Annotated in this window: 9 protein-coding genes; all 9 read right to left on the reverse strand. The window is 54.1% G+C overall.

Annotated features, from left to right (window positions below; genetic code table 11):
• The 9 genes from F560_RS0108795 to F560_RS25910 all read right to left on the reverse strand — a co-directional run bounded on the left by F560_RS0108795 (position 1) and on the right by F560_RS25910 (position 10,252).
• The gene (locus F560_RS0108795; protein WP_019005357.1) at positions 1 to 783 is read right to left on the reverse strand and encodes a tyrosine-protein phosphatase; all 783 of its coding nucleotides are present in this window, start codon (positions 781 to 783) and stop codon (positions 1 to 3) included.
• Between the two features lie 21 nt (positions 784 to 804).
• Positions 805 to 4,485 carry a SwmB domain-containing protein gene (locus tag F560_RS0108800; RefSeq protein WP_019005358.1) on the reverse strand — a complete coding sequence of 1,227 codons (3,681 nt, stop codon included), beginning with the start codon at positions 4,483 to 4,485 and terminating at the stop codon, positions 805 to 807.
• A 229-nt stretch (positions 4,486 to 4,714) separates the two neighbouring features.
• On the reverse strand, positions 4,715 to 5,923 hold the full coding sequence (gene metK, locus F560_RS0108805; protein WP_019005359.1) for a methionine adenosyltransferase: 1,209 nt from the start codon (positions 5,921 to 5,923) through the stop codon (positions 4,715 to 4,717).
• A 130-nt stretch (positions 5,924 to 6,053) separates the two neighbouring features.
• Complete coding sequence (locus F560_RS0108810) at positions 6,054 to 6,317, reverse strand: alpha/beta-type small acid-soluble spore protein (RefSeq protein WP_019005360.1); 264 nt, start codon at positions 6,315 to 6,317, stop codon at positions 6,054 to 6,056.
• Positions 6,318 to 6,508: 191 nt separating this feature from the next.
• Positions 6,509 to 7,366, reverse strand: coding sequence for a dTDP-4-dehydrorhamnose reductase (rfbD, locus tag F560_RS0108815; protein WP_019005361.1), 858 nt, complete (start codon positions 7,364 to 7,366; stop codon positions 6,509 to 6,511).
• The gene (gene rfbB, locus F560_RS0108820) at positions 7,363 to 8,385 is read right to left on the reverse strand and encodes a dTDP-glucose 4,6-dehydratase (protein ID WP_019005362.1); all 1,023 of its coding nucleotides are present in this window, start codon (positions 8,383 to 8,385) and stop codon (positions 7,363 to 7,365) included. Before rfbB ends, rfbD begins: the two co-directional genes overlap by 4 nt.
• 8 nt (positions 8,386 to 8,393) lie before the next feature.
• The gene (gene rfbC / locus F560_RS0108825) at positions 8,394 to 8,951 is read right to left on the reverse strand and encodes a dTDP-4-dehydrorhamnose 3,5-epimerase (protein WP_019005363.1); all 558 of its coding nucleotides are present in this window, start codon (positions 8,949 to 8,951) and stop codon (positions 8,394 to 8,396) included.
• A gap of 32 nt (positions 8,952 to 8,983) precedes the next feature.
• Positions 8,984 to 9,727, reverse strand: a complete 744-nt coding sequence (locus tag F560_RS0108830; protein ID WP_026298181.1) for a sugar phosphate nucleotidyltransferase — start codon at positions 9,725 to 9,727, stop codon at positions 8,984 to 8,986.
• Between the two features lie 378 nt (positions 9,728 to 10,105).
• Positions 10,106 to 10,252, reverse strand: coding sequence for a DUF5348 domain-containing protein (locus tag F560_RS25910; RefSeq protein ID WP_245554830.1), 147 nt, complete (start codon positions 10,250 to 10,252; stop codon positions 10,106 to 10,108).
• Positions 10,253 to 10,255: the final 3 nt, after the last annotated feature.

Below are 10,255 nucleotides of genomic sequence, written 5' to 3' on the forward strand. Positions count from 1 at the left end.
TCAACTTTTCCTGATAAAACGTTCAATTTTTTTCCACAAACTAATGCGATCCCTAGAATGATCCATAAGTCTTATTGTGTGATTATATAATAGGTCTTCAGCATTTTGTCTAAAATTTTCCTTAAATTTTTCGCCCAGTTTGCTAGAAATGCGGTCGTACGCCTCTCTTAACCGAAATCCGCGAAGGTCTGCATGATGCGCATCCGAGGAGACGAGATGAACGAGACCGTTTCTGCAAAACGACCAGGCCGCATCCTCAATCTTCTTGCCGAACAGCCCCAGCAGAGAATGCGTGGTTACCTGCGCGTACGCCCCGGCGTCTAGCAGTTCCGAAAGGCGCTCCGGATGGCGAATCGCTTCTGCGTTCCGTTCGGGATGGGCAATGATCGGTTTCAGCCCCAAAATCTTCAGTTCATGGATCAGATCGCGCATCCCGGACGGAATTCGTCCGGACGGCATTTCAATCAGCATATAGGAAGAGCCGGCCAACGTGAGAAGTTCATTGCGCTGCCAGGCATCCAGTAAGTCATCATGAACCCGGATCTCCTGCCCGCATTCCACTTTCAGCGGTATGCCCTCGGCGGCCAGTCTCTCGCGAAAAAGCTCCGCTTGCGCCCGCACGGCCTCGGCTTTGTTCAAGTAGACTCCGTTCGCATGGTGCGGCGTAGCGATGACGGTCGTAATGCCTTCCGCCACCGCCGCCCGCGCCATATTCAAGGTGTCTTCCCATGTCTGCGCGCCGTCGTCCAATCCGGGCAGAATGTGCGTATGAATATCAATCATTTCCGGCCTCGCTTCAGATCGTCAGGATTTCAATAATTCCGCGTACTCCAGCATCCGCTTGACCATGACGGCAGCCTCGGCGCGAGTGGCATTGGCCTTCGGCTTGAACAGGGTCGCGGATATGCCGTTCATCACCCCCGCTTCGATATTGCCCGCTACCGCGCTGCGAGCCCAGTTGCTTACCGTGCCGCCGTCCTTGAATCTGGACAAGACGGCCGTGGAGGAAGCGGGCTGAACGCCGGCGTACGTCATGGCGCGGAGCATCATCGTTGCCATTTCCTCGCGGGTGATGGGAGCGTTCGGTTTGAACTTGCCGTCGGCCGTCCCCTGCACGATCCCGACATTGCTCACTGCGCCGATATAAGCGGCGTTCGCCCCGTTCGCGCCGACGTCGCTATACTTGGCGGCTGCGCTGTTGTCGCCGGGCAAGCCCAGGCCACGGGCAATGAATTTTGCAAACTCGGCCCGCGTAATGTTCTGGGAAGGCGCAAACTTTGTTCGCGTAGATCCATCCACAATAAATTTAGACGCAAGAATCGCGACATCGTTGCGAGCCCAGTGCGAGTTCATATCGGAATAAATCCGATTGGATTTGCCGCTGACCGCAAAGGTACCGTTGCTTTTCAGTTTGAAGCTGACATTCGCCGAGCTTCCCGTGGCGCTCACGGAGGTTGGCGCATACACGGCATCCCCCAAAACGTTATCCCAGCGCACGACCGCGATTTCGGAAGGATTGGCCGAACCGGAAGTAAGCACAAAACTTCTGGTCACGTCCGCATTGTTGTAGCTCGTCACTTCCCGCTGGCGGGTTCCGGAAACGACAAACATGGTGAAGTTGGCGGGCGCGGACAGAAGCGTGCCGGCCCGGGAGTTAACAGCCGCGGCGAGCGAGCTGTTGTTCTCCTGTTCAATCGTCAAATAAAGATACGAGCCGTTGACGTCGCCGCCGATCAGCTTCAGCTCCTGATTAAAGTCGATCGAATTGAGCGGAACCGTGTACGCCAGATTGCCGAATACGAGCCGGAACGACGCATTGTTATTCACGGAAGCGCCGCTGATCAAGCCGCGAAGCGGAATTCCGACCATAGCCGCCGGTTCGGAAGCCGGAATTTTGAAGGTCAGCTGCTGAACGGCCACCTGGGCGGCATTTGACTTTAACATCGCAAAGGACGTGATCAGCTTGTCGGCATCGATCAGGTACCGTTTGCCCGATTTGCCCGAAGGAGTGGAAGAAGCCACAGCGGAAGCCGTATTCAAAGACAGCAGCAGCCCGCCTTCTCCATCCGTATCCAAATACTCCGGCGCGTTGGAAATCGCCGACGATTCGTTCGTAACCGCACGGTTGGTGAATCCCTCCATCGTCGTCCCCAGCGCATCCTGCAACGCGATTCCCGAATTGTAATACGTGAGCTTCACCGTTTGACCGGATGCGACTGCGCTGGCCAGCGTCAGCGTCACTTGCGAGCCCGAGACCGCCACGTTTCGTACGGTCACATAGTTCCCGTTCACTTCCACGATGTACTGCAAAGGATACGGGACCGTATTCGCGTTGAGCGCCGCCGAATACGTAAGCGTTAGCGTCGTGCCTTTAACGGTCAAAGAAGTTAATGTCGCGCCGGTTGACGATCCGACCACGATTTGATAGTTGCTGATCGTAGCCGCCGGATTGCCCGCCAGATCCGTCAACGCAGGCGAGCCCGGCACATAAGTGACTTGAACAACCTGATTGGCCGCAAGCGATTTGGACAATGTCAGCTCAACCGTATTGTTGGAGACGGAGACGGATGAAACCGCGACCGAAGCTCCGTTGACCAGCACCGAAAAGCTGGACTTCAAGGGAACGCTCGACGCGTTCAACCCCTCATTGAAGATCAACTTCACTTTGTTGCCGGATGCGTTGCCCGAAGACAACACCGGAGGAACCGTGTCGCTGGTGTTTTGCACGTAAAATTGATTGAAAGCAGCCACGGCGTTGCCGCTCAAATCGACCAGCGGCGACGTTCCCGGCGCATAGCTCACCGATACCGCTTCCCCATTGCCGATCGCCGCGCCAAGCGCAAGCGTCACATTCGTCCCACTCACGGTTACGGAGCTTACGCCGCGGGCGTAGCCGCCCACATAAACGGTAAACTGGGATGCGGCAGGCGCCGGAGAAGAACTGAGCGACTTGTTGAACGTCAAGGTCAGCGTGCTTCCGCTCACGACTCCGCTCACCGGCTTGGGCAGCGTCGTGTCCGTCGTATTGGAAACGGCCTGCCCGTTCAAAGCAGCCGCATTGTTTCCGGACTTGTCCCGAAGCGGACGATCGCCGATCGTGTAGGACAGCTTCACCGTTTGACCGACGGTTACCCCCGATTGAAGAATGAGCCTGACTTGTTTGCCGGACACCGTAACGCCATTTACCTGGCGCGGCACATCGTTGACGGTGACATAGAAATTCGATGCGTACGGGACCGAGGTTTCGTCCAGATCCTCATTATAGGTCAGCAGAATGTTGGCGCCTTCGATCGCCGCGGACGACAGCGCCGGAGCGGTCTTGTCCGAGCCGATCGTCTGGAAGACCCAGCGGTAATCGTTCAAGATCCCGGGAAAATAATTGCCGGACAAATCCGTAATGGCATCGGCCGGAATTTGCACGACGTAGCGGGACGCTTGTTTGAAAGGCGTTTCCGGCGTGAGCGTCACCGATTTCGGGTCCGAAGCGTCGGGGCCGAGATTCAATACAACCTTGTCCGCACCGTTTTGAAGCAATGCCGTTCCCGTTTTGCCGCTAACAACCTGAACCGGCTTGTTGAACGTCATGCGCAGCACTTCGTTTTCCTTCACATAATTTACGCCCGACGGCGGAGAAACGCTTACCAACTCCGGAATTTCCGTGTCTTTGGTAATCGTAAAGCGCCATGTCGTCGTATCCGTTGCCGCAATGCCCGGATAAAAGTTGCCGGAAGCGTCGCTGAACGCCGCACCTTCTATTTGTACGGCATACACCATGTTGGCGCCGAAGGGTTTGCATGGAGCAATGGTGATCGTATCGGTCCCGGTTCCCGTAACATTGACCGAGTCGGCCGAGAATTCGCAGAAAGGATTGCCGCTCGACAAGTCCTTGATGACGATCTTCCCGGTTCCGGGAATGACCGGTTCATTGAATTTGATGGAAAGCTGGGTGCCAAGCGATGTCGCAGTGCCGTTCTGGGCGGGAAAATACGACAATACGTACGGACTTCCGGTATCCGTGCCGATCACCTGAAAATTCCACGTCAGCGTATCGGTAATTCCGGCAAATCCGGTGCCTGCGGCATTTTTGAAAGCGCCGGCCGGCACATTCACATAATAGCTGTTGCCGCCGACCAGCTTGCCCGACGTCGGCGTAATCGTCACGACGCTGGAGTCGTAATTATACTGGATATGGGCGGTGTCGGTCGCCACATCGTACGTTTCGACCGTTTCAAAGGTCGTCGAATTTTTGATCGTGATCGTTCCGGTTCCCCGCTGTACCGGCTCGTCGAACCGAATCCGCAGCTTGGTGTTAGCCGGAACCGATGCGGCATCATCCGCCGGCAGCAAAGACACCACCTGCGGGCCTGACGCGGAGGCGATCCGCACTTCCGCTCCCGACGGAGCGGCGCTGGCCACGGCGGAGGCAAATGGTTGGGCCAAAAGAACGATAAGAAGAAGCCATGAGATGTTTCGTAAACCTTGCAATTCCGTACCTCCTGAATATCGGCTGAACTACCCTCTGCCGGAATCATAAAAATGAACAGAACCGTATGTATTATTTCGGCTTTTTGTCGGGGAATTGTTAGAGGCGAATTTTTCAGAAGGAAAAAAATTGGCAATTCAGTATCGCGAAAATGCAACAAGCCGCTGCCCAAAGTCTTGCGACTTTAGGGGAAGCGGCTTGTTGGGTATAAAGAAATATTGAACTATCTATTCAGATCAATGCTGCTGCGCCTTGCTTCAAGACGTCAACTTTGTCCAGACGTTCCCAGGGAAGGTCGAGATCGTTGCGGCCGAAGTGTCCGTACGCAGCCGTCTGGCGGTAAATCGGACGGCGAAGATCGAGCATCTTGATGATGCCGGCAGGCCGGAGGTCGAAATTCGTGCGAATGAGTTCCACCAGCTTCTCTTCCGATACTTTTCCGGTTCCGTACGTATCTACGCTGATCGATACCGGATTCGCGACGCCGATCGCGTAAGCGAGCTGGATTTCGCACTTGTCCGCCAAGCCCGCAGCGACAATATTCTTCGCCACATAACGGGCCGCATAAGCTGCGGAACGGTCCACCTTGGTCGGATCCTTGCCGGAAAACGCGCCGCCGCCATGGCGGGCATAACCGCCGTACGTGTCGACGATGATTTTGCGGCCGGTCAGTCCCGCGTCGCCTTGAGGACCGCCGATGACGAAACGTCCCGTCGGATTGATGAAGTATTTGGTCTCCTGATCCAACCATTCCTTCGGTACGACCGGCTCAATGACATGTTTGCGAATATCGGCTTGAATTTGCTCAAGCGTGATATCTTCGGCGTGTTGGGTAGACACTACGATCGTATTCACGCGAACCGGCTTGCCGTCCACGTATTCGATCGTCACTTGCGTTTTGCCGTCCGGACGCAAATAGTCGAGGGTTCCGTTTTTGCGCACTTCGCTCAAACGGCGGGACAGGCGATGCGCCAAAGCGATCGGCAGCGGCATAAATTCCGGCGTTTCGTTCGTGGCAAACCCGAACATCAGCCCTTGGTCCCCGGCGCCGATATCCTCGTTTTCCTGATGGACGTCTTTGCCCTCGCGGGTTTCCAGAGCGGCATTGACTCCTTGCGCGATATCCGCGGATTGTTCGTTCAAGGAAGTCAAAACGGCGCAGGTGCTGGCGTCAAAGCCATACTTCGCGCGGGTATAGCCAATTTCACGAATCGTGTTGCGCACGATGGACGGGATATCGACATAATCGGCTTTTGTGCTGATTTCTCCGATAACCAGAACAAGCCCGGTCGCGACCGATACTTCGCAAGCGACGCGCGCGTACGGATCGACGGTGAGAAACGCATCAAGAACCGCATCGGAAATTTGATCGCAAATTTTGTCCGGATGGCCTTCCGTGACCGACTCGGACGTGAAGAGATGCCGACCTTTTATCGACATGATCTTCAACCTCCCCTACACAAAAAATGAACCTTTTCCGGTAGGAAAAGGTTGTTAGACAGACCTTCTGGAATTTAATAATACCGGAATTGTCGAGGCGTGTCAATGGAAAGCGCTGAATCCATGCTACTTATAAGATCGTTTGTTGAGCTTGTTGGACCAGGCGTTTTGTAATTCCACCGCCGACAGATCCCGCTTCCCTTGCCGTCAGATGGCCCAAATACCGGGATCCTCCGGCTCCGTATTGAACGCTGCCCAGTTCTCCGGCAAATTCCGTATCCATCGCGCCCGGGCTCTGTCCGAACGGCACTCCCAATTCCGCTGCCACTTCGTACTTCAACTGATTCAGCGCTTTGGCGCATTCCGGGACCAGTTTTTTGTTTCTGCTCGCCATATGGCCGCACCTCCTAGGATGGTTACGGCTTTAGTATGCTCGGAACGGCTTCGGCGAAGGCGTATGACATTATGGATGTTCGGGCAAAATGTAGCAGGAGCATCCGTCCTTATCCGGGGGCGCTCTGTTCTGTCAGCCTTGAAAAGTAACGATACATACGGATACGGAGGGTTCCGCTCCCCTAACCCGACTCATGCTTTAAGTTCCTTCAAAAAAGCGCGGAGCGCCTCCCGCCACGGCCGCAAGTCCTTAAACCCGTTCTGCCGGATGGCCGAGTGGTCCATCACCGAGTAGGCGGGACGGGGGGCCGGACGCGGAAACTGCTCGGTTGTGCATGGCTCCGTCCGGATCGGGATGCCGCTTTCCTCGAAAATTGCTTTGGCAAACTCATACCAGGAACAACTTCCGGTATTCGAAGCGTGATATACTCCGTACCTTTCCGTCTGCACCAGCTCGATCAGAAATTGCGCCAAATCATACGTATACGTAGGAGAACCGATTTGGTCCGCGACCACGGTCACCGAATCCCGTTCGGACGCGAGCTTAAGCATCGTTTTCACGAAATTGTTGCCGTACTTGCCGTACACCCAGGACGTTCGGACAATAAAATAACGGTCGGCAAGCGACTGAAGTAAAATTTCCCCGGCCCGCTTCGACTTCCCGTAAACCGATTGGGGATTCGTATTATCGTATTCGTTATAAGGGGCCGCACCGATGCCATCAAAAACGTAGTCAGTGCTAATATAGCACAGCTTAGCTGCCTGCTCGCGGGCCGCAATCGCCAAATTGCGCGTTCCAAGCGCGTTGATACGGTAGGCCTCGTCCGGCTCGGACTCCGCTTTGTCCACCGCCGTATAAGCCGCCGCATGAATAATCGCGTCCGGACGAATATCCGCAATCACTTCCCGGCATTGATCCAAATTCGTGATATCGAGCCGATCCCGGCCATATCCGACGATGCGGATCTTTTCCGTTCCCATGCGAACCAATTCTTGTCCAAGCTGGCCGTTCGCCCCCGTCACGAGCAGCGTGAACGCTCTCTCGTTCATTGCTTAGCCCCCAGCCGTTCGCCATATTGCTTCTCATAGTATTGCTTGTAGCCTCCGGAACGAACGTGCTCCATCCATTCCTGGTTATTCAAATACCAGCGAATCGTCTCCACGATGCCGGTCTCGTAATTGAACTTCGGATTCCACCCCAGTTCCTTGCGGATTTTGGTCGCATCGATCGCATAACGGCGGTCATGGCCCGGACGGTCGGCGACAAACGTAATCAACGATTCCGGCTTGTTCAGCTCTTTCAGGATCGTTTTTACCACCTGCAGGTTCGTGCGTTCGTTATTTCCGCCAATATTGTACACTTCGCCCGCGACGCCTTTGCGGATCACCAGATCGATCGCGCTGCAGTGATCCTCTACGTACAGCCAGTCCCGGACATTCTGCCCGTCGCCGTATACCGGCAGCGGTTTGTCCTCCAAAGCGTTCTGGATCATAAGCGGGATCAGCTTCTCGGGGAATTGGTATGGGCCGTAATTGTTCGAGCAGCGGGTGATGTTAACCGGCAGACCGAACGTTTCGTGGTAAGCGCGAACCAACAGATCGGCGCCGGCTTTGCTGGCCGAATAAGGGCTGTTCGGCGCAAGCGGCGTCGTTTCGGAAAACAGTCCGGTATCGCTCAGCGTCCCGTAAACTTCATCGGTCGACACCTGAACGAATTTTTGGATTCCGTACTGTTTGGCCAGATCCAGCAGCGTCTGCGTGCCGAGAATGTTCGTTTTCACAAACACATCCGGTTCCAAAATGCTCCGGTCCACATGGGATTCGGCCGCGAAGTTGACGACCACATCGACGCCCTCTTCAAATAGCGGCTGCAGCGAAGCGCGATCGGTAATATCGACTTTGGCAAACCGATAGTTCGGAAGGCCTTCGACTGCGCGAAGATTTTCAAGATTGCCCGCATAGGTCAGACAATCCACGTTGATGACGACATCCTCCGGATGCTCCCTCAGCACGTAATGCACGAAGTTGCTTCCGATAAAGCCGGCGCCGCCGGTTACGAGCAATTTCATCGTTCCAATCACCCTTCGAATACGAAATTGTTGTCCGCTTCTGACAAGACCGGATGTCTGCCGTCTTTTTCGGAAAGAATCGGAGAGGTCACCGGCCAATCGATGCCAAGCGCCGGATCGTTCCAGGCAATGCCCCGGTCATGCTCGGGAGAATAATATTCGTCCACCTTATAGAGCACTTCCGTTTGCGGCACCAGCGTGCAGAATCCATGCGCGAAACCTTGCGGAACGAGCAATTGCCGCTTATTGGCCGCCGACAAAATAAAACCTTGCCATTGCCCGAACGTAGGCGAGCCGCGCCGGATATCGACCACCACATCGTAGATGGCCCCGGCAACGACCCGAACCAGCTTCGTCTGCGCTTTCGGGTTCAACTGGTAATGAAGGCCCCGCAGCACCCCCGCTTCCGCCGACAACGAGTGATTATCCTGTATAAAATTGAAATGAATGCCGTGTTTCGCAAACGTTTGCGAATTATAAGATTCCATAAAGAAACCCCGGTGGTCGCCGAACACAGCCGGCTCGATCAGCAGGACACCGGGAAGTTTGGCTTCCGTAACCTTCATCGCTCTGCACCGATCCTCTCCAACTCTCCAAATTACAGCTTCAGCTTCCCAAACTCTTCGCCGAACAGAATGTCTTTCGCCAATTCATTCGCCCTGGCAAGCGAAGCGTGAGTTCCGGCGTCGGTCCACCAGCCTTTAAGGATATCGTACTTTAATTCGTTTGCCGCAATGTACGCGTTATTGACGTCCGTAATTTCCAATTCTCCGCGAGCGGACGGTTTAAGCGTCCGAATGATGTCAAACACGCGCGCATCAAACATATATATTCCGGTTACCGCATAGTTGCTTTTAGGCTCTTGCGGTTTTTCCTCGATCGATACGATCCGATCCCCGTCCAATTCCGGCACGCCATACCGCTTCGGATCCGGGACCTCCTGGATGAGGATCTTCGCTCCTTTGCCTTGCTTACGAAAGCTTTCGACATAAGGCGCGATGCTGTCGGAGAAGACATTGTCCCCCAGAATGACAACCATGGAATCTCCTCCGACGAACTGCTCGGCCAGACCCAGCGCCTGGGCGATCCCCCCCGCTTCGTCCTGCACCTTGTATGTAAACGTAACGCCCATTTCACGTCCGCTGCCGAGCAGATTCACGACATCGCCCATATGTTCTTTGCCGGTGACGATCAGAATGTCTTTAATGTCGGCTTCTTTTAATTTGGCAATCGGGTGAAAGATCATTGGATATTTACCGACCGGAAGCAAATGTTTGTTGGTGACTTTTGTTAGGGGATACAGACGGGTACCTGTTCCTCCCGCTAAAACGATACCTTTCAATCTCATCATTCCCTTGCAAATCAATAGAATTAAAATGAGGCAGATTATCTAAGCCAAAAACTTGAATGTTTATATCGTGTTATTAGCGAAATAAGTGATTCTAATTCAATTTTTGTTATTGTGCAGTTATCATATTCGAGAGAATTTTAACGATTTGATTACTACTAAGCTATCTTTCAAAGCCAGAGCAATTGGGAAAAAGTAAATTTGGATTGGACAACAAAAGCATTTTCAAAAAGCACCGGGCATTGCTGTTACTGCCAACCCATATTGGCCGGAATATGACAGTGTTAGGTGTCCAAGGTTTGCCAGAAATCGTGTCCTTAGTGAAGAGATAAGAGGAAAAGTCAGCACGGATGACTTTCCCTCTGCTTGTCGTTAGACGAACCGGACTTGGTAAATATCTTTACTCCTCAAGTTGAATCGCGCTTCTCTCATGATGACATACCAATTCCGGTCAAGCTCAAGCCGGCACCGAATACCGCGATCACCAACGCGTATCTCAAAGCATTCGCCACAATGCACCGC

This window comes from Cohnella laeviribosi DSM 21336 (assembly GCF_000378425.1).
Classification (GTDB): domain Bacteria; phylum Bacillota; class Bacilli; order Paenibacillales; family Paenibacillaceae; genus Cohnella; species Cohnella laeviribosi.

Excerpts from the sequence above, each read along its gene's own strand:
- F560_RS0108795 (WP_019005357.1), bottom strand. The coding sequence starts at position 783 with ATGATTGATATTCATACGCACATTCTGCCCGGATTGGACGACGGCGCG.
- metK (WP_019005359.1), bottom strand. The coding sequence starts at position 5,923 with ATGTCGATAAAAGGTCGGCATCTCTTCACGTCCGAGTCGGTCACGGAA.
- F560_RS0108810 (WP_019005360.1), bottom strand. The coding sequence starts at position 6,317 with ATGGCGAGCAGAAACAAAAAACTGGTCCCGGAATGCGCCAAAGCGCTG.
- rfbD (WP_019005361.1), bottom strand. The coding sequence starts at position 7,366 with ATGAACGAGAGAGCGTTCACGCTGCTCGTGACGGGGGCGAACGGCCAG.
- rfbB (WP_019005362.1), bottom strand. The coding sequence starts at position 8,385 with ATGAAATTGCTCGTAACCGGCGGCGCCGGCTTTATCGGAAGCAACTTC.
- rfbC (WP_019005363.1), bottom strand. The coding sequence starts at position 8,951 with ATGAAGGTTACGGAAGCCAAACTTCCCGGTGTCCTGCTGATCGAGCCG.